The sequence below is a fragment of the Oribacterium sp. genome (genome assembly GCF_057249185.1).
In genome coordinates, this window is the sequence record NZ_DBHIGR010000001.1 from 1 (window position 1) to 19,370 (window position 19,370).

15 protein-coding genes and 1 tRNA gene are annotated in these 19,370 nt (G+C 42.5%); 10 read left to right on the forward strand and 6 right to left on the reverse strand.

All coding sequences use genetic code 11. The annotated features are described in order from the left end of the window. Positions 1 to 200: 200 nt before the first annotated feature. The 6 genes from ACO4PX_RS00005 to dnaA form a co-directional block, all read right to left on the reverse strand. A tRNA-Ser gene (locus ACO4PX_RS00005) sits at positions 201 to 288 on the reverse strand. Positions 289 to 609: 321 nt separating this feature from the next. Continuing rightward, the gene (gene gyrA / locus ACO4PX_RS00010) at positions 610 to 3,156 is read right to left on the reverse strand and encodes a DNA gyrase subunit A (protein WP_485570787.1); all 2,547 of its coding nucleotides are present in this window, start codon (positions 3,154 to 3,156) and stop codon (positions 610 to 612) included. 41 nt (positions 3,157 to 3,197) lie between these two features. Beyond that, positions 3,198 to 5,162 (reverse strand): DNA topoisomerase (ATP-hydrolyzing) subunit B, encoded by a 1,965-nt coding sequence (gene gyrB / locus ACO4PX_RS00015; RefSeq protein WP_485570788.1) that lies wholly within the window; start codon positions 5,160 to 5,162, stop codon positions 3,198 to 3,200. Between the two features lie 12 nt (positions 5,163 to 5,174). Continuing rightward, positions 5,175 to 6,257, reverse strand: coding sequence for a DNA replication/repair protein RecF (gene recF / locus ACO4PX_RS00020; protein ID WP_007158324.1), 1,083 nt, complete (start codon positions 6,255 to 6,257; stop codon positions 5,175 to 5,177). Then, a complete protein-coding gene (dnaN, locus tag ACO4PX_RS00025; protein ID WP_315364829.1) occupies positions 6,254 to 7,378 on the reverse strand; it encodes a DNA polymerase III subunit beta in 1,125 nt (374 codons plus the stop codon). Before dnaN ends, recF begins: the two co-directional genes overlap by 4 nt. Before the next feature lie 223 nt (positions 7,379 to 7,601). Beyond that, complete coding sequence (gene dnaA / locus ACO4PX_RS00030) at positions 7,602 to 8,963, reverse strand: chromosomal replication initiator protein DnaA (protein WP_485570790.1); 1,362 nt, start codon at positions 8,961 to 8,963, stop codon at positions 7,602 to 7,604. A gap of 637 nt (positions 8,964 to 9,600) precedes the next feature. Between dnaA and rpmH the strand changes: the two genes are divergently transcribed. The 10 genes from rpmH to ACO4PX_RS00080 all read left to right on the forward strand — a co-directional run bounded on the left by rpmH (position 9,601) and on the right by ACO4PX_RS00080 (position 19,356). Then, positions 9,601 to 9,744, forward strand: coding sequence for a 50S ribosomal protein L34 (rpmH, locus tag ACO4PX_RS00035; RefSeq protein WP_007158318.1), 144 nt, complete (start codon positions 9,601 to 9,603; stop codon positions 9,742 to 9,744). Positions 9,745 to 9,860: 116 nt separating this feature from the next. Further along, the gene (gene rnpA / locus ACO4PX_RS00040) at positions 9,861 to 10,208 is read left to right on the forward strand and encodes a ribonuclease P protein component (protein ID WP_485551475.1); all 348 of its coding nucleotides are present in this window, start codon (positions 9,861 to 9,863) and stop codon (positions 10,206 to 10,208) included. A gap of 128 nt (positions 10,209 to 10,336) precedes the next feature. Beyond that, positions 10,337 to 10,549, forward strand: a complete 213-nt coding sequence (gene yidD, locus ACO4PX_RS00045; RefSeq protein ID WP_040649643.1) for a membrane protein insertion efficiency factor YidD — start codon at positions 10,337 to 10,339, stop codon at positions 10,547 to 10,549. 21 nt (positions 10,550 to 10,570) lie between these two features. Continuing rightward, positions 10,571 to 11,896, forward strand: a complete 1,326-nt coding sequence (locus ACO4PX_RS00050; protein ID WP_485570830.1) for a YidC/Oxa1 family membrane protein insertase — start codon at positions 10,571 to 10,573, stop codon at positions 11,894 to 11,896. Between the two features lie 20 nt (positions 11,897 to 11,916). After that, entirely contained in the window at positions 11,917 to 13,002 is a 1,086-nt protein-coding gene (gene jag / locus ACO4PX_RS00055; RefSeq protein ID WP_485570792.1) for an RNA-binding cell elongation regulator Jag/EloR, read from the forward strand. Positions 13,003 to 13,319: 317 nt separating this feature from the next. Further along, positions 13,320 to 14,690 (forward strand): tRNA uridine-5-carboxymethylaminomethyl(34) synthesis GTPase MnmE, encoded by a 1,371-nt coding sequence (gene mnmE / locus ACO4PX_RS00060; protein WP_485570794.1) that lies wholly within the window; start codon positions 13,320 to 13,322, stop codon positions 14,688 to 14,690. A gap of 12 nt (positions 14,691 to 14,702) precedes the next feature. Then, positions 14,703 to 16,604 carry a tRNA uridine-5-carboxymethylaminomethyl(34) synthesis enzyme MnmG gene (gene mnmG / locus ACO4PX_RS00065; protein ID WP_485570796.1) on the forward strand — a complete coding sequence of 634 codons (1,902 nt, stop codon included), beginning with the start codon at positions 14,703 to 14,705 and terminating at the stop codon, positions 16,602 to 16,604. Further along, positions 16,601 to 17,347, forward strand: coding sequence for a 16S rRNA (guanine(527)-N(7))-methyltransferase RsmG (gene rsmG / locus ACO4PX_RS00070; protein WP_485570798.1), 747 nt, complete (start codon positions 16,601 to 16,603; stop codon positions 17,345 to 17,347). Before mnmG ends, rsmG begins: the two co-directional genes overlap by 4 nt. A gap of 13 nt (positions 17,348 to 17,360) precedes the next feature. Then, positions 17,361 to 18,317: a DMT family transporter gene (locus ACO4PX_RS00075; RefSeq protein ID WP_485570800.1), complete on the forward strand. Its 957-nt coding sequence runs from the start codon at positions 17,361 to 17,363 to the stop codon at positions 18,315 to 18,317. A 274-nt stretch (positions 18,318 to 18,591) separates the two neighbouring features. Next, complete coding sequence (locus ACO4PX_RS00080; RefSeq protein WP_485570802.1) at positions 18,592 to 19,356, forward strand: ParA family protein; 765 nt, start codon at positions 18,592 to 18,594, stop codon at positions 19,354 to 19,356. Positions 19,357 to 19,370 lie beyond the last annotated feature (14 nt).

Consider the following 19,370-nt stretch of genomic DNA (forward strand, 5'->3'; position numbering starts at 1 on the left):
AAGAATCTTCAGGGTCTGTGTATTATTCGATCTTTGATTTTCAAGGTTCAGTTTTTCTGTCGAGTCAATAAAACTTTAATCGTTTCCTCTTAATTTTTTTATTTTCTCTTCAGACTTTACTGTTCTCTTTCGAGACAGCCATGCTATTATAACAAAGTGATTAACTTTGTCAAGCACTTTCCGAAAAAATATTCGGAAAACGGAGTAAGAGGGATTTGAACCCTCGCGCCGGTTGCCCGACCTACACCCTTAGCAGGGGCGCCTCTTCGGCCTCTTGAGTATTACTCCTCGTTTATCCCTGCCAAAAGGGATTCACCTATACTTTTGAATTTCTTCTTTCGTACCGAACATTTGGTTCTTAGGTGCCTAATTAGAGTAGCAAATTCCCCATTTACTGTCAAGAAAAATTTATAATTTTTTTAGCCCTACCGGACGTATTTTAAAAAATCCACTCCGGTGATTTTTTTCCGGAATGGATTTTTTTAGCTAATGAATAATCTTTAGGAATCAGTTTTTTTATTCCTTATTTTCTTCATTTCGCTCTTTTTAATTCTATTCTTTTTGCTTCTATTTTTTTTATTCTATTCTTCTTGATTCTGTTTTTTTATTTTATTCTTCTTGATTCTCTTTGGTATCCTCTCCCTTTATTTCTGCGATTTCTGTATCTGCATCTTCTCCCGGATCCGCTTCTGAATCTTCTTCCCCATCGTTTTCACTTTCTCTTACCTTGGCAACGGAAGCAATGGTGGTATCTCCATCCTTATCGATATTCATAAGTTTTACCCCGGAGGCATTTCTTCCGATAATACTGATATTTTCCAGACTCATCCGAATCATAATACCCTCTGTGGTAATCAGAAGAATTTCTCTATCCTGGTCGCAAAGCTTAAAGCCTACCAGATCTCCGGTTTTCTCCGTAATCTTGTAGCAACGCATACCCTTTCCGCCACGGTTTTGTGCCTTAAAGGCGGATTTCTCCGTAAGCTTGCCGTAACCCTTTTCAGAAACTACCAGCATATTTTCTCCCTGGGATGATTCCTGCATACCGATTACTTCATCTCCATCATTCAGTCGGATACCGATTACACCCATGGAGGAACGTCCGGTTCTACGCACATCCTTCTCATTGAACTGAATAGCCATTCCCTTCTTGGTCACCAGAATAATATTTTCATCCTTGGATAGAAGCTTAGCTTCTATTAACTGGTCGTCTTCCTTCAAACTAATGGCAATTAAGCCGTTTCTTCGTACATTGGCATATTCGGAAAGGGCCGTCTTTTTCACCATTCCGGACTTAGTGGTGAGGATTAAGTCCTGCTCATCCTTCGGATCTCTCAGGCAGAGGCTGGCATTGACCTTTTCTCCCTCCTGCAAGGGAAGGAGATTTACTAATGCCGTACCTCTTGCGGTTCTGCTGGCTTCCGGAATCTCATAGCCCTTAATACGGAAAACTCTTCCCATATTGGTAAAGAACATAATGTAATGATGGTTTGTGGTCATAAAGAGGTCTTCAATATAGTCCTTCTCTATGGTCTGCATTCCCTTAATACCCTTTCCGCCACGGTTTTGTTGACGGAAATTTTCCGGAGACATTCTCTTGATATAACCAAGGCTGGTGGAAGTAATCACCACATCATCGTCGGCAATTAAATCCTCCGCATCCAGGATATCATCATAGCTAAAGGAGGTTTTTCTATCCTCTCCGTACTTATCTGCAATAACATCCAACTCTTCCTTAATTACCGCAAGAAGCCTTCTCTCATCTCCCAGAATTTCCTTATAGTAGGCAATCTTTGCCAGTAAATCCTGGTACTCGTTTTCCAGACGTTCTCTTTCCAAACCGGTGAGAGCACGCAAACGCATATCTACGATAGCCTGGGCCTGCACTTCGGTGAAGGCAAAGCGGGTAATCAAGTTTTGCTTAGCCTCTTCTACATTTTTTGCGGCACGGATAATGGCAACAATCTCATCAATATGGTCAAGAGCCTTTAATAATCCTTCTAAGATATGGGCTCTGTCCTCACATTTTTGTAAATCGTACTGCGTTCTTCTGGTGACCACCTGAATCTGATGTGCCAAAAATTCTTCTAAAATTTCCAGAAGATTTAAAATCTTCGGCTCCCCTCGAACGATACAAAGCATAATCACACCGAAGGTTTCCTGTAACTGGGTGTGCTTATACAGCTGGTTCAGAATTACATGGGGATTCACGTCTTTTCTGCACTCAATGGCAATCTTTGCTTTGGAATTCTTTCCTGCCGCATCGTGGATATAGGTGATACCGTCAATTCTTTTATCTTTTACAAGCTCTGCAATCTTTTCAATGACGCGGGAACGGTATACAAGATAGGGAAGCTCCTTTACCAAAATGCGATTTTTGCCGTTGTGCATGGGCTCAATCTCGCAAATCGCCCGCATCTTAATCTTTCCTCTTCCGGTTCTGTAAGCTTCTTCAATTCCTCTTTTTCCTAAAATCGTCGCCCCTGTAGGAAAATCCGGTCCCTGAATAATGGGAAGAAGTTCTTCTATTTCCGTCTTTCTTCCCGCAATTTTATTGTCAATAATGCAATCCACACCCTTAATCACTTCTCTCAGGTTATGGGGAGGGATATTGGTGGACATACCTACTGCAATACCTGTGGCACCGTTTACCAAAAGATTGGGAAAACGGGAAGGAAGAACCACCGGCTCCTCATATTCGTTGGAGAAGTTCGGCATGAAATCCACGGTGTTCTTATTGATGCCTGCCAGCATTTCTCCGGCTAATCTGGACATCTTAGCCTCGGTATAACGCATTGCCGCCGGGCTGTCTCCGTCCTCGGAACCAAAGTTTCCCTGCTTATCAATCAGGACGTGCCGCATAGACCAGGGCTGTCCCATATAAACCAAAGAGCCATAAATGGATGAGTCACCGTGGGGGTGATATTTACCCATGGTTTCTCCAACAATTGTGGCGCATTTTTTGGTTTTTTTATCCGGAGTAACGCCCAGACTTTGCAAAGCATAAAGCACTCTTCTTTGTACAGGCTTAAGACCATCCCGAACATCGGGAATCGCTCTGGACACAATGACACTCATGGCGTAGTCGATATACGCATTTTCCATGGTCTTTTTTAAGTCCACGTCCTGCACTTTATCAAAAATATTTGGCTCCAAAATTGGCCTCCTTTAACTTGCAATTCTTTTTGGAAAAGTCTTTAAATATCCAAATTTGTAACATAGCGGGCATTTTGCTCGATAAATTCTCTTCTGGGCTCTACCTGATCTCCCATTAAGGTAGTAAAGGTAATATCCAGTTCCGCCTTATCCTCGTCACTCATATTTACACGAAGCAAAGTTCTGCTTTCCGGATCCAGCGTGGTTTCCTGCAGCTCCTCCGTATTCATCTCTCCAAGACCCTTGAATCGGGATACGTCTGCTCCATCAGATCCGATTTCCTTTAAAATTCTCTGATATTCTTCATCGGAGTAAGCATAGTAATGCTTTTTATTCTTTTGAATGGTAAAGAGTGGCGGCTGAGCCAGATAAACATGTCCTTTTCGGATAAGCTCCGGCATAAAGTTATAAATAAAGGTCAGCATCAAGGTGGAAATATGAGCGCCATCCACATCCGCATCCGTCATAATGATGATTTTGTGGTAACGTAATTTGCTTAAGTCAAAATCTTCGTGGATACCTGTTCCAAAGGCGGTAATCATTCCCTTGATTTCTTCATTGGCATAGATTCTATCCAGTCTGGCCTTCTGCACATTTAATACCTTACCTCTAAGAGGCAGTACGGCCTGAGTTTCCGGATTTCTTCCTTCCTTGGCAGGTCCCAATGCGGAATCTCCCTCTACAATAAAGATTTCACATCTTTCCGGATCCTTGCTGCTGCAATCCGCAAGCTTACCGGGAAGTCCCACACCGTCCAAGGCGGACTTTCTTCTGGTTAGGTCTCTTGCCTTTCTGGCTGCGGCTCTTGCTCTTTGCGCCAAAATAGACTTTTCACAAATCACCTTGGCAACCGCAGGATTTTGCTCCAGAAAATAGGTCAACTGCTCGGAAACAATACCCTGCACTGCCACCTGAGCCTCTGAAGTTCCCAGCTTCTGCTTGGTCTGGCCCTCAAATTGGGGATTCTCAATCTTTACGGAGATAATGCAGGTTAATCCCTCACGGATATCCTCTCCGGAAAGGTTGGCTTCACTATCCTTTAAAAGCTTATTCTGTCTTGCATAGTCATTAAAGGTTTTGGTTAAAGCATTTTTAAAACCGGTAAGGTGGGTTCCCCCCTCCGGGGTATTGATGTTGTTTACGAAGGTATAGATATTTTCCGTATAGGAGTCGTTATGCTGCATAGCCACTTCCACCAGAATCTTTTCTTTCTCACCCTCGCAGTAAATCACATCCGGATAAAGAGCTTCCTTGCCCTTGTTTAAGAAGCTGACAAACTCCTGAATTCCTCCCTCATAGTGGAACTCCTTTTCTTTCTCCTGCCCTTCCCGCTCATCCACAAGACGAATCTTCAGATTCTTGGTTAAAAAGGCGGTTTCCCGAAGACGAATCTTCAAGGTTTCAAAGTCATAAACGCTTTCTTCGAAAATGCTTGCATCCGGAAGGAAGTGTACTTCGGTTCCCTGCTCCTCTTCGCTGCAAGTTCCGATACACTCGATAGGCTTTGTTACCTTTCCCTTGGCAAAGGACATGGTATAAATCTTGCCCTCTTTATAAACCTTTACATCCAGCCACTCAGAAAGGGCATTTACTACGCTGGCTCCTACACCGTGAAGACCGCCGGAAACCTTGTATCCGGCTCCTCCGAACTTTCCTCCTGCATGAAGAACGGTAAAAACAACTTCCAAAGCGGATTTTCCCGCCTTTTTCTGTATATCTACAGGAATTCCTCGTCCATTATCCCTTACGGTAATGGAATTATCCTGATGAATTCTTACGGTAATGGTATTACAAAATCCGGCCAGAGCCTCGTCTACGGAGTTATCCACGATTTCATAAACCAAATGATGCAAACCGCGAACGGAGGTACTTCCGATATACATTCCCGGTCTTTTCCGAACCGCTTCCAGTCCCTCCAAAATCTGAATCTGATCTGCACCGTATTCCTTAGAACCATGAAGAAATTCTGCTTCATTTCCTCCAAATTCTTCCATCTCTATCGACATAGTTCCTCCTCTTTACTGACACTGCACCTGTCCATTTTCCACATAAAACACATGATCTATGGGGAATCGATGCTTTACCAATTCTTCCAATCCTGTACATGTAATCAGGCTTTGTAAATTCCCTAACTGCTCTAATAAAAAATTCTGTCTTTTTTGATCCAGCTCTGAAAACACATCATCCAACAATAAGATGGGGTTATCCTGAATTCTTTCTCTCACCAAATCAATTTCCGCTAATTTTAGGGACAAGGCGGCGGTTCTTTGCTGTCCCTGAGAACCAAAATGCCGGATATCCTGACCGTTAATCTGAAAGGACAGGTCATCTCGGTGGGGACCGGAGAGGGTAGTCTGTTGCTTTTTCTCCGCCTCCCTGTTTTTTTCCAACTGCAAGGAGAAATTTTCCTCGCTAACATTTTCCTCGTAGCTTAGAAGAAGCTCTTCCCGCTTTCCGCTGATTTCCCCATGGATATTTTCCACCTTTTTCCGTAAATTTTCCACAAAATCTCTGCGGAGGGAAATCACCATCTTCCCATGCTTTACCAGTTCCTCATCCCAGGCAAAAAGAGTTTCCTCCAGTTTTGGCCGAAAATACAATTCCTTTAAAAGCTTATTCCTTTGCTGCAACACTTTATTATACATGGATAAGTGGTAGAGATATATCTTATCCAGCTGACAAAGCTCCAAATCAATAAATCTTCTTCTTTCCTTTGGCCCGTTTTTAATCAAGGACAGATCCTCCGGAGAAAAAATAATAATATTTCCCAGACCGAAAAGCTCGGAGCTTTTCTTCACCGGAAATCCGTCTATAGCCACTCCCTTACTTTTATTTTTCTTTAGGTGAATGTCTATCCGGTGGGAAATTCCCTTTTTCTTCAGGATCATTTTTAAATGGGCTTCCTCCGCCCCGAAATGAATCAATTCTTTGTCCTTACAAAAGCGAAAGGACTTTCCGGTGCTGCCAAAGAAAATGGCCTCCAAAAGATTGGTCTTCCCCTGGGCATTGTCTCCGTAAAGGATATTGTTCTTCTCTCCCAGAGGAAGCTTCAATTTTTCTATATTTCTATAATTTTGTAATTCTATGGATTCAATAATCATCCTACGGCTTCCGCATTAAAGTTAACCGGTAAAATCATGTAGTTGTAGCTTTCCTCCTGATCCCGAATAAAGACGGGAGAGCGGGAAATAGTAAAGTACAAATCCACCTCTTCCTCTTCAATATTCTGAAGAGCATCCATCAGGTAAGTAGGATTAAAGCCGATGAGTAGATCCTTTCCTTCCTGCTGTACCGGCATTTCCGCATCCATCCTTCCGATGTCGGAAACAATTTTCAAAGATAGGCTCTGGTCTTCAATTTTTAAAATCAAAGGCTGCTTATCATTGTCTCTGGCCAAGATTCTGGCTCTGTCTATATTTTCCAAAAATTGCTTACGATTTAAGCGGATCTTGGTTTCGTAATCAGTAGACAACATCTGGCGAACATGGAAATATTCTCCCTCCACCAGCTGAGTTACCACGATGGTGTCTTCAAAGGAAAATTGCAGATACTGCTTGGAAAAGCAAATCTCCACCTTATCCTCCAGCCCTCCGCTGATAATTTTGGAGAGCTCAGACAGAACTTCCTTGGGAACAATGGCGGAGCAGTTGTCATAGGACTCGGAAAGCTCGGTCTTTCGAATGGCAATTCTATGTCCGTCCAGGGCGGTAATGGAGAATTGATTGTCGATAATTTCGAAATATTCTCCTGTCATCTTCTTATTATTCTCCCCTGAAGCGGTGGAAAAAATAGTCTGATTAATCATGTTTCTTAAACTCAGTTGAGAAATCTCTACAATTTCCTGTTTCTCTACGGAAGGAAGGGAGGTAAATTCCTCAGGATTTCTGCCCATGATTTTAAAGACGGACTTTTCACACTGAATGGTACAATTTCCGTTTTCCTCTGTACTGAGAAGAATATTTTTTCCCTCTGTCTGGGGCAAGCGCTTGATAATCTCTTGGAAAAGTCTTGCCTCCAAGGCAATCTTTCCCGGCTCCAATATGTCTCCCGGACAAATGCTTTCTATTCCAAAATCATTTTTGTTTCCTGTTAAACGAATCTGCCCCTCAGTGGCGTCCACCAGGATGCACTCCATAATGCTTAGAGTGGTTTTGGAAGCAACAGCCTTCCCTACCACTTGCAGGGTGGAAAGCAAATCATTTTTTTGAAAAGATAATTTCATAGGAGTCCTTTCTTTTTATTCTATAGGAGCTTTATGAAAAGCCGCTAAATTTTATTCTTAACAAGTATCGCTCGTGAGCCCCGTGATATTTTGTTTTTGTTCTTTCTTTTTCTTTAGTAGTGTTATTAGGGGATGTGGAAATGTATAATCCCTAAAATACTTTGATTTTTCAATACTTTATTCCTTCTTTTTTTCTGTGGAAAGGGGAAGGAATAAATGGGGATTAGGGAGAGATTTTTTTCCGTAAAACCTCTATTGTGGATTGCAATTGTTCATTTGTGGACAATTCCTTGGATATCTTGTCGCAACCGTGAATGATGGTGGAATGGTCTCTTCCTCCCAAAAGTTCCCCTACAGTATTTAAGGGAATACTGGTCATTTCCCGGCAAAGGTACATGGCAATTTGTCTTGGAATCACGATTTCCTTATTCTTTCGTTTGGAGCTAAGGTCGGAAAGACTCAGACCGTGATGCTCCGCCACCACCTCGATAATCCATTTCGGGGTAAGCTCCTTTTTCTCCGCCGGAGTAATATTGTCCTTTAAAAGTTCCTCTGCAAGACTTAGGGTAACGGGCTGCTTAATCAGGCGGGACTTTGCCACCACCTTGGTTAAGGCTCCCTCCAGTTCCCGGACATTGGATTTAATGTTGTCTGCAATATATTTGATAACTTCGTTGTCAATGTTATAGCCTTCCAGCTCTTCCTTTTTCCGAAGAATCGCCATCCTGGTTTCCACATCCGGAAGCTGGATATCCACTGTGAGTCCCACTTCAAAGCGGGAGAGGAGTCGTTCTTCAATATTGTCAATCTTCTTCGGCGGCTTATCGGAGGCGATGATAATCTGTTTTCTATTATCATAGAGGGCATTGAAGGTGTGGAAGAATTCTTCCTGGGTTCCTTCCTTTCCGATTAAGAACTGAATATCGTCTATGAGCAGAACATCCAGTTCTCTATACTTTCTTCTGAATTCTGCCGGGGAAATGTTATTTTTATTACGGATACTGTCGACAAATTCGTTAATAAAGGTTTCGGAGGTAACATAGCGAATCTTGGCATTTTTGTTTTGTTGTAATATGTAATGGGCCACAGACTGCATCAGGTGGGTTTTCCCCAGGCCTGCTCCTCCGTAAATATAGAGAGGGTTATACTGTTCTCCGGGCATTTCCGCTGCTGCCACACAGGCAGCATGGGCTAAGGCGTTGGAGGAACCTACTACAAAGCTGTCGAAGGTATAGCGGGAGTTTAGGTTGGCATTTTTTAAGGCCTCCTCCAGTCCAGGCTGTTCTTCCTGGTTTTTCTTGGGATAGAGTTCTTTTAAACCGTCCTCGTCGGTGAAGAGAATCTCGGTGTAGATGCCGGTAATTTCTAAGATAGAAATCTTCAGAGTATCGGTATAGCGCTTCCGAATCATACTGAGAAATTGTTTCATCTTTACCAGTATAATCAGTTGATCCCCGATAGAATCGTATAACTCTAAGGGAGCAATCCAGAGATCATAGGTTACATCCGGCATTTCATTTATTTCTCTGGTATGTAGGAGGATTTCTTCCCATTTTTCTTTTATGAGGTTAAAGTCTTTTGCCATTCCCAGACTCCTTAAAATCAACGACAAGGGGTTTCTCGCTATTTTTCCAAAAAAAAAGTAGCTTTTTTCTGAAAAGACAGTTCTTTTTATTTTACAGCAAGAGAGCCTCTTTCGCAAGTTCACATCCCTAAGGAAAGAAGAATAATTCTTTTCAGAAAATATAGAAAAAAGACAGAAGAATTATTGGAGTAAAGAATAAAAAAATAGCGAAAAAGAGTATAAATGGAGTATAAAAATAAAAGCTGTCCACAGAAGAAAGCTAAAAGAAGCCTTTTACCATAGGAAAAAAGAAAAATTATACACTTATCCACAGTTTATAAACAGTTTGTGGATAAGGTGAACAGATGTTTTTGTGGATAGAATCTGTGGATAAGTGCATAATTTTGTGGATAAACCCTGTTTTTACAGGATTTTCCGGCTTTATTTAGGAGATAAAGAGGATAAGATATACACATTCCTTTCGAAAAATAAGTTTTTTTCAAAGGGTATTGACGATTTATAGCCCTTTCTATATAATAATCTGCGATGTTTACCCAAAATTAGGAGTTTATTCGGGACCTTTCGTATAAGGACGAATAATTCCCGGAGAAACGATCGGTGGCTTCAGGCCATACACTAAAAAAAGGGAGGTGTCCGTATGCATAAGGGAAAAATGACTTATCAGCCAAAGACAAGACAGAGAGCAAAAGTGCATGGATTTAGAAAGAGAATGTCCACAGCCAACGGTAGAAAGGTTTTGTCTGCTAGAAGAGCTAAAGGTAGAGCAAGATTATCTGCATAATGCAGAAACATAAAGGAAGCTTTCTTGAAAAGCTTTACGGGTAATAAAAAATACCCTGTAGAATACAGAAATGAGGCCGCTGGAAAGCGGTCTTTCTTCAACCTTGGAGATATTTTATGAAGCGTTTTCCTTCCATGAAGTCAAATGAAGAGTTTCAGCATTGTTATAAAAAAGGAAAATCCTATGCCAATGCTTATTTTGTGATGTTGATCGTGGAAAACGGTTTAGACTATTCCCGGCTGGGAATATCCTGTTCCAAGAAGGTGGGGAATTCTGTAGTTCGTCATGGAATCAGTAGAAAGCTTCGAGAGATATTTCGATTACACAAAGAAATAAAAGAGGGGTTAGACATCGTTTTAGTCGTAAGACAGAAGGTAGCTTATGCAAGCTATTCGGAATTGGAGATTGCTTATCTCGATTTATGTAGCAGGCATCATATACTTAGTAATGGAGAGAAGTTCTGAAATTCTGATTTTTTCAAAGGGAAAAGAAATCCCTATTATAATAGGAAGAAACTCGGATAGAAAATACGTTTTATCAGGAAATAAGTTGATAGAAATTACGAAGCAGCTTATTCCGAAGGAGAGCTTTGATGAAAAAACTGATGTTAAAGATGATTCGTTTTTATCAAAAATTTTTATCTCCTATGAAGGGACATTCTCATTGTAAATACACACCCACATGTTCTCAATACGCCTATGAGGCCATACAAAAGCACGGGTGTGTGAAAGGACTATTGTTGGCAATATGGAGATTACTGCGTTGTAATCCCTTTGCTAAAGGCGGATATGATCCTGTTCCCTAGAGATGAAGGGAGAAAAACTTGATTCAAAATCTGATTATTTTAACCAAAAACACATCCAATCTACCCTTATTCGGGCCTATCTGGAACTTGATCGTAAGTGCTTTAGGTTGGATTATGAACTGGATTTACCTTTTCTTAGACGGAATCGGTATTCCAAACATTGGATTAGCCATCATTCTTTTTACTTTGGTAACTCGTATTTTGCTGTTCCCGACTTCTTTAAAACAGCAAAAATCCTCCAGAATGATGCAGATTATGCAACCGGAAATTCGTGCTGTACAGGAAAAGTATAAGAATAAGACGGATAACGCTTCCATGATGGCGCAGCAAACGGAGATGAAAGCCATTTATGAAAAGTACGGCACTTCTATGACTGCGGGGTGCCTGCCTTTGTTTTTACAAATGCCGATTATTTTTGCCCTGTATCGTATTATTATGAACATTCCTGCTTATGTTCCTTCCGTAAAGGCAGTTTATGAAAGCGTTTCCACTGCTATCGGAGGCTCTTCTGCGGCACAAAGTCTTCTGGACTTCGGAAAAGCTAATGGCATGGAATCTATTTTAAAGACCTTACACAACTTAGGTCTGGATGACCCCAGTAAGTATAATGCAGATGCAGTTCATAACTTTGTAATTGACTTTTTGTATAAGTTAAATCCTGCGCAGTGGGGCAAGCTTCCGGAAATTTTCCCCTCTGCTACCCAGGTAATTCAGCAGGCTGCAGCAAAGTCTACAGAGATTAACAGCTTTTTAGGCTTAAACCTTTCCACTGCCCCCTCTGCCTATGGATTTACCCCCAATATTTACTGGTTAATTCCTATTTTGGCAGGCTTAAGCCAATGGGCTTCTACCCTGCTGATGCAGAAGCAGAGTATGCCTGTGGCAACAGAGGAGGGAGATCAGTCCCAGCAGATGATGAAGAGCATGAACGTTATGATGCCTTTGATGTCTGTGTGGTTCTGCTTCAGCTTCGCTTCCGGAATCGGTTTATACTGGATTGCTTCTTCCGTATTTATGCTCTTACAGCAGTTAATTTTAAACTGGTACTTCGGAAAGAAGAGCAATGAAGAGCTTTTACAGGATGCTATGGCTAAGGCCAATGAAAAAAGAGCAAAAAAAGGCTTACCTCCCATTGATGAAAAGACCGTGGAAAACAGATTAAAGCTTATGCAGGCCAAGGAAGATTCTGAAGAAAAGAATCGTATGGAAAAGATTGCAAAGCAAAATCTGAAGACAAAAGAATCTACAGACTATTACAATCAAAATGCGAAAGAGGGATCATTAGCCAGCAAGGCAAACATGGTACAGCTTTACAATGAAAAGCATGAGAAAAAAGAGAAAAAGTAAAAAGCTTAGGGAGAAAAGCTATGGACAAGTTTAGAGTTTCTGCAAAGACGGTAGAAGAAGCGATTACGAAGGCAACCATCTCTTTAGGTTGTACATCAGACAGAATTTCCTACAATGTAATCGTACAGGGAAGCAACGGCTTATTTGGTATCGGGGCAAAGCCCTGGATTATTGAAGCCTGGGAAAAGGATGAAGCGGAAATCGCAAAAGACAAAGCTGCAGCGGAAAAGCCGGTGGCAGTAGAGAAAGCGGCATTTGAAAAGAAGGAAGCGGAAGGAAAGAGGGAAAGCTCTTCTGTAGATGTAAAAATGCAGTCTTCCGAGAAAAAAGAAGAAAAAGCTTACGAGGAAAATAAAACATTTTCCCATAATTCTTCTCAGGAAAAAAGAGAGAAGAAGTTTGAGAAGAAGGAAGGCTTTAAGGGCTTTAGCAGAGGAGGCTACGATCCTATCCCTGCGCCTATGTCTTCCGCTCCCGTAAAGAGAGAGGAAAAGTCCTTTGAAGGAAGAAGTTCTGAGAAGAGAGAACTTACGCCCCTTTCCGAAGAGGAGATTGCAGCGGTAACTAAGGCTGCTTTAGATTTCTTAAACTCTGTATTTCAGGGTATGGAAATGGAAGTGGAGCTTCAGACAGAATTTAGAAACAGCAACAATGAGCTTTACATAAACCTTATAGGACCGGATATGGGCATCCTTATCGGAAAAAGAGGACAAACCCTGGATTCCTTACAGTATCTTTGCTCCTTAGTGGTAAATAAAAACCATGGAGACGAGTATCTTCGGGTAAAGCTGGATACGGAGGATTACCGTAAGAGAAGAGAGCAGACCTTAAGAAGTCTGGCTAAAAACATTGCCTACAAGGTAAAGAAGAATCGGAAATCTGTTCATTTGGAGCCAATGAATCCTTATGAGAGAAGAATTATCCATGCCGCACTGCAAAGTGACAGTCAGGTTTCCACAAAATCCGAGGGAGAGGATCCCTTCCGCCATGTGGTAATTTTCTGTAAAAATGGAGGAAAGTTCCAAAAGGATTTCCGCCACAAGGGAAACAGGATGAGAAGAGAGGACAGGAAAGAAGAAAAGAGAGAAGAGAAGAGTGAAGAATAAGATTTTCTTGCACCCCATGGAAGAAATAAGTAGAATAAATAGTAAGAAAATTCATTCGGTAAGAGGAACATATTCAGTAAGAAGAATTCGTTAAAAGAAGTCATCAAAAGAAGTCATAAAACGTAAGTTAAAGAAGTGTGTGATATTTAAGCAGTAGAGGTCTGAAATAGGGAGAGTTGATTCTACCCTGATTTCAGGCCTCTATTGCTTATTTGTATACAAGCTATTTAGCCTTATTTATAATTTCCATCCTGGGCTTTTCATTGCATTGTAGGGCAAATCTTAGTAAAATACAGAATTGCTGAGGAGGTGAGGATTTGGAAAATACCATTAGCGGAATTGCCACCGCATTAGTAGAAAGCGGAATCGGCATTATCCGGATTAGCGGAAATCAGGCTGTGGAAATTGCCGGAAAAATTTTAAGAACTAAGGGGGGAAAACCCTTAGATATCAGAGAAAGCCACCGGATTCGCTATGGCTTTGTTTTTGACGGGGAAAAGGAAATTGATGAGGTTTTGGTTTCCACTTTTTTAGCACCCAAATCCTTTACCGGAGAAGATACGGTGGAAATCAACTGTCACGGTGGAATCCTTTTGATGCAAAAGGTTTTTCAGGCCACTCTTAAGGCAGGAGCTAGACCGGCGGAGCCGGGAGAGTTCAGTAAACGAGCCTTTTTAAACGGGCGTATCGACCTTTCTCAGGCGGAGGCAGTGGCAGATTTAATTGCTGCAAAAAGCGAGGACAGCATCCGCTCTTCCCTTTCCCTTTTGCAGGGTTCCTTAAAGGAAAAAATCAAGGGAATGCGGAGCAGAATTCTGGAGGATACCGCATTTATTGAAGCGGCTTTGGATGATCCGGAGCATATTTCTTTGGAGGGCTTTTCCGAGCAGTGTCAAGCCCATGTGGAAGGGATTCTTTCCGAGATTTCAGAGCTTTTGAAGCACCAAAGGGAAGGAAAACTCTTAAAGGAGGGAATTCAAACCGTTATTGTGGGAAAGCCCAATGCGGGAAAGTCTTCTCTTTTAAATTGTCTGGTTAAGGCGGATAAGGCTATTGTAAGTAATATTCCGGGAACCACCAGAGATACGGTGGAGGAGGATATTCGTATCGGCTCCCTTTCCCTTCATTTGATGGATACCGCAGGAATCCGGGAAACAGAGGATATTGTGGAAGAAATCGGTGTGAATCGGGCAAAGGAAGGGATTGAAAAGGCGGACTGCGTTCTTCTGGTTTTGGACGGAAGCCTTCCCTTAGAGGAGGAGGACCGAAAGATTTTATCCCTTTTAGAGGGAAAAAAGGTCGTTGTGCTTCTTAATAAAATGGATAAGGAAAGCCTTTTACAAAAAGAGGACTTGGAAAAGTCTACCGGTTTTCCTGTGCTTCCCATTTCCGCAAAGGAGGGAAGGGGCATTGAGGAGCTTGGCCAAAAGCTGGAAGAGCTTTTCTATACCGGAAGTCTTTCCTTTTCCACGGAAACTTATATTCATAGTGAACGGCAGATTGCAGCATTGGAAGAGGCAAAGTCTGCTTTGGAATTGGTTTTGGAGGGAATCCGTCTGGGAATGTCCGAGGATTTCTTGAGCATAGATTTAATGGGGGCATACAGTGCCTTAGGAAGAATTCTGGGAGAGGATGTTTCCGAGGATTTGATTAATGAGATTTTTGCAAAGTTTTGCATGGGAAAATAGTAAAGAGGGAATATGGCATTTTTAGAAGAACAGGTGGATATTGTAGTGGTGGGAGCAGGGCATGCAGGAGTGGAAGCGGCCCTGGTTTCCGCTAGGCGGGGGCATAAAACTCTTCTTTTTACTCTGAGCCCGGACAGCATTTCCATGATGGCCTGTAACCCCAATATCGGCGGAAGCTCCAAGGGACATCTGGTTAGAGAATTGGATGCCTTGGGGGGAATGATGGGAAAGGTCTGTGACCAGTCCTTTATCCAGTCCAGGATGTTAAATCAATCCAAGGGGCCTGCGGTACATTCCCTGAGAGCCCAGGCGGATAAGCAGGTCTATACCCAGAATATGCGGCATATTGTGGAAAATCAGGAGAATCTTCATATTCGGCAGGGAGAAATTGTCTCTTTACTGTGCAATGAGGAAAAGACGGAAATTCGCGGGGTTGTGAGCAGTACCGGGGCCAGATACTATGCCAAGGCAGTGCTGATTTGCACCGGTGTGTACTTGAACGCCCGCTGCATTTACGGAGAGGTGTCCGAGGAAACCGGGCCAAACGGTCTTCGTAGAGCCACAAAACTGAGTCAGGCTCTTTTGGATTTGGGCTTCAGGCTACAGCGTTTTAAAACCGGAACTCCTGCCAGAGTGGATAGAAGATCTCTGGATTTTAGCAAGATGGAGGTACAGAAGGGAGATGTGCCTGTGGTGCCCTTCTCCTTTTCCACTGATCCGGCTACGGTGCAGATTCCCCAAGAGGATTGCTATCTGACCTATACCTGTGAAGAAGGTCATGAGATTATTCGGGAAAATATTGACCGTTCCCCCATGTATAACGGGGTGATTCAGGGAACCGGCCCCAGATACTGTCCTTCCATCGAAGATAAGGTCATGAAGTTCCCGGAGAAAAATCGGCATCAGATTTTTGTGGAGCCGGAGGGAAGATATACTAACGAAATGTATCTTTCCGGTCTTTCCTCTTCTCTTCCTGAAGATGTGCAGATGAGAATTCTTCGTACCATGGCAGGCTTTGAAAAGGCGGAAATGGTGAGAACCGGCTATGCCATCGAATACGACTGCCTAAATTCCTTGGAACTGGAAAACACCTTGGAAACAAAGAAAATTTCCGGCCTGTATTTTGCAGGACAAATGAACGGTTCCTCCGGATATGAGGAGGCGGCGGTACAGGGCTTTATGGCGGGAATAAATGCGGTACAAAAAATTGAAGGAAAAGAACCCTTTGTTTTAGATCGTTCCGAGGCCTATATCGGAGTTTTGATTGATGACCTGGTGACAAAGGAGAATAAAGAGCCCTACAGAATGATGACCAGCAGGGCGGAGTATCGTCTTCTGCTTCGACAGGACAATGCGGACCTTCGTCTTCGGGAAAAGGGCTATGCTCTGGGGATGGTTTCAGAGGAGGAAATCAAGGCTACCAGGGAAAAGCAGGAGGCCATCCAAAAAGAGCTTCGCCGTATGGAAACTACCTATATCGGGGCGAATGCGGAAAACAACAGAATTTTGGAAAGCATTTCCTCTTCTCCTATCCAGTCCGGCATTTCTCTGAGAGAACTTTGTAAGAGACCGGAGTGTAATTATCAAAATATTGCTCCCTTGGATCCGGAAAGACCTTCCCTTTCTCCCTTTATACAGGAGGAAGTGGAAATCGAAATCAAATATGAGGGCTATATCAAAAGACAGATTCAACAGGTAGAAGCCTTTAAGAAAATGGAGCGGAAAAAGCTGCCAAAAGATATTTGCTACCACGACATCCATAATCTCCGTCTGGAAGCCAGACAGAAGCTGGATTTGATTCGTCCGGAAAACATGGGCATGGCCTCTCGTATCAGCGGTGTCAGCCCTGCGGATTTATCGGTGCTTTTGATTTATCTGGAGAAGGAAAAGGAAAGAAGAAAGGAAGAGAAATGACCGAGTTTTTTCGAGAGAAGCTTTCCCGTTTAACAGAGAGCTTAGGACTTTCTTTAACAGAACAACAGCTTTTACAGTTCTATCAATATTATCAGATTCTGGTGGAAAAAAATAAGGTGATGAATCTTACCGCCATTACAGAAGAAGAAGAGGTAATTGTTAAGCACTTTGTGGATTGCCTGGCGATTTGTCAAATGAATGTTTCACGTGAAACATTTTCAGAATGGATAGAGGGAAAGTCGGTAATGGATGTGGGAACAGGAGCAGGATTTCCCGGACTTGTTCTAAAAATTGCCTTTCCAAGTATTCAGCTTTCTTTGAGTGACTCTTTGCAAAAGCGGATTCGTTTTTTGGAAGAGCTGGTGGAAAGCCTTGGTTTGGAAGGGGTGAGATTTTATCACGGTCGGGCTGAGGACCTGGGACATGATAAGAGCTTGCGGGAACAGTACGATTTGGTAGTTTCCAGGGCAGTGGCAAATCTTGCCACCCTCAGTGAGTATGACCTTCCCTTTGTGAAGCCGGGAGGCTATTTTCTGGCCTTAAAGGGCAGAGAAGTGGAAGAAGAATTGGAGCAGGGAAAGAAAGCCATTTTCCTTTTAGGAGGAAAATGTGTGGAGAAGAAAATCTATACCCTGCCGGAAACCGATATGGGAAGGGCTATGCTTTTGATTCAGAAGATAGAGCCCTGCGGAAAAAAATATCCTAGAAAGGCGGGAACTCCGGCTAAGTCACCTCTTAGTTAGGCAGTGTTTAAGAATGGAAGAATTAAAAGAAATAGAGAGTGAAAGCATTTTCCCAAAAGAACAGGAAAAGCTTTTGATAGAAAAAGAGCATCCCTATCGGGAGAGAAATAAGGGAATCATTGCTCTTTTGATTACGACTGTGATTTGGAGCTTGGCCTTTATTGCCCAAAGTACCGCTATGGATCAGATTGGTCCTTTTGCCTTTGTGTTTCATCGTCACCTTTTATCCGGTTTATGTTTACTCCCCTTTGCTTTTTTAAAGCCTTGTTCTTCAGAGGAAAAAAGAGCAGGAATTAAGGGAGGAGCCATTACCGGCATTGTACTGGGTTTGGCCAGTGTGATTCAGCAATTTGGCGTCAAAGAAACCACCGTGGGAAAGGCAGCCTTTTTAACGGTATTGTATATTATCCTGATTCCGATTTTCGGTTTAATCATCGGAAAAAAGCCGGAAAAGAAAATCTGGTTTTGTGCAATTCTGGCTTTGGTCGGGGTTTATTTTATCGCAATTAAGGCAGGAACAAAATTCACCATTGGTAGGGGAGATGCTTATATTATTCTTTGCTCGGTGCTCTATGCCATTCAGATTATGCAGGTGGGACACTATGTGAAGAAGGTCAATATCAGCTGGTATATGTCCATACAGTTTTTAGCAGGCTCTCTGGTGGGATTACTGGGCTTTCTCTTCTTTGAAAAATTCTCCTTTATGAGTTTGAAGGCAGCCTTCCTTCCCATTGCTTATGCCGGAATTATGTCCGGGGCAGTGGCTTTTACCATGCAAAGCTATGCTCAAAAAAGGTTGGAGGATACTCTTGCTTCCCTTCTCATGTCCACCACCGCCATTTATGCGGCGATTTGGGGTTGGCTGTTTTTGGGAGAGTCTTTGGGAATTCGGGAAATCTTCGGCTGCATCATCATGACCGTTGCAGTGGTTTATGCCCAGCTTCCAGAAAAGCGGAAGAAAAGAAGCTAGAATTTTTTGTTTTTGGAAGAAGGATAGCAATGGAATAGCTACTAAAAGAGAAATGAAATAGATAGAAAAAAGTAGCAGGAAGATAAATTGACAGCAATATAGAGCTGGGCTAAAATGTTTCACGTGAAACAAAAGCGGAAATGGAATACAATTCATAGCAGGCAAGGATATAAATATCCTATACGAAATCTTATATGAAATCTTATATGAATATCCTATACAAATAGCTTGTTAAGGAATAAATTAAGGCAGAAAAGAAAGGCTAAGGGGTCTTATGGCGAAGATTATTACAATTGCAAACCAAAAGGGGGGTGTGGGAAAAACCACCACCGCTGTCAATTTGGCGGCTTCCTTAGCGGAGGCAAAACAGAGAGTTTTGCTTTTGGACTTTGATCCCCAGGGAAATGCGGGAAGCGGTATTGGCATTCGGGAGGAAGAAATCAGTATTTATCGAATCCTTAGCGGAGAATTTCCCATAGAAAAGGGCATTGTTCGGGAGGCTTTGGAAAATCTGGATTTTATTGCCGCAGACAGGAATCTTTCCGCCATGGATGCAGAGCTTGCAGAGGAGGAAAATAAAAACTTCTTATTAGAGGAAGCTCTGGAGAATATTCAAAAGGACTATGATTATATCTTTATTGATTGTCCTCCCAGCCTTGGTACCCTTACGGTAAATGCTTTAACGGCTTCTCACTCCGTCCTGATTCCCATTCAGTGCGAATACTATGCATTGGAAGGACTTAGCCAAATGACGGATACCATTTCCATGGTAAAGGACGCCTTGAATCCGGATTTAACAATCGAGGGAATTTTATTTACCATGTATGACAGCAGAAATCTTCTGTCTCAGGAGGTGGTAAAAGCGGTGCAGGAGCATTTTTCAGATCCTATCTTCAAGACGATTATTCCCAGAAATGTTCGTCTGGCAGAGGCTCCCAGCCACGGTCTTCCCATCTCCCTATACGACAACAGCTCTACAGGGGCGGAGGCCTACAGAAAACTTGCAGCGGAGATTCTGGAGAAGGATATAGCATATTAAAAACTTGCAGCGGA

Excerpts from the sequence above, each read along its gene's own strand:
- gyrB (WP_485570788.1), bottom strand. The coding sequence starts at position 5,162 with ATGTCGATAGAGATGGAAGAATTTGGAGGAAATGAAGCAGAATTTCTT.
- recF (WP_007158324.1), bottom strand. The coding sequence starts at position 6,257 with ATGATTATTGAATCCATAGAATTACAAAATTATAGAAATATAGAAAAA.
- dnaN (WP_315364829.1), bottom strand. The coding sequence starts at position 7,378 with ATGAAATTATCTTTTCAAAAAAATGATTTGCTTTCCACCCTGCAAGTG.
- dnaA (WP_485570790.1), bottom strand. The coding sequence starts at position 8,963 with ATGGCAAAAGACTTTAACCTCATAAAAGAAAAATGGGAAGAAATCCTC.
- rpmH (WP_007158318.1), top strand. The coding sequence starts at position 9,601 with ATGCATAAGGGAAAAATGACTTATCAGCCAAAGACAAGACAGAGAGCA.
- rnpA (WP_485551475.1), top strand. The coding sequence starts at position 9,861 with ATGAAGCGTTTTCCTTCCATGAAGTCAAATGAAGAGTTTCAGCATTGT.
- yidD (WP_040649643.1), top strand. The coding sequence starts at position 10,337 with ATGAAAAAACTGATGTTAAAGATGATTCGTTTTTATCAAAAATTTTTA.
- jag (WP_485570792.1), top strand. The coding sequence starts at position 11,917 with ATGGACAAGTTTAGAGTTTCTGCAAAGACGGTAGAAGAAGCGATTACG.
- mnmG (WP_485570796.1), top strand. The coding sequence starts at position 14,703 with ATGGCATTTTTAGAAGAACAGGTGGATATTGTAGTGGTGGGAGCAGGG.
- rsmG (WP_485570798.1), top strand. The coding sequence starts at position 16,601 with ATGACCGAGTTTTTTCGAGAGAAGCTTTCCCGTTTAACAGAGAGCTTA.
- ACO4PX_RS00075 (WP_485570800.1), top strand. The coding sequence starts at position 17,361 with ATGGAAGAATTAAAAGAAATAGAGAGTGAAAGCATTTTCCCAAAAGAA.
- ACO4PX_RS00080 (WP_485570802.1), top strand. The coding sequence starts at position 18,592 with ATGGCGAAGATTATTACAATTGCAAACCAAAAGGGGGGTGTGGGAAAA.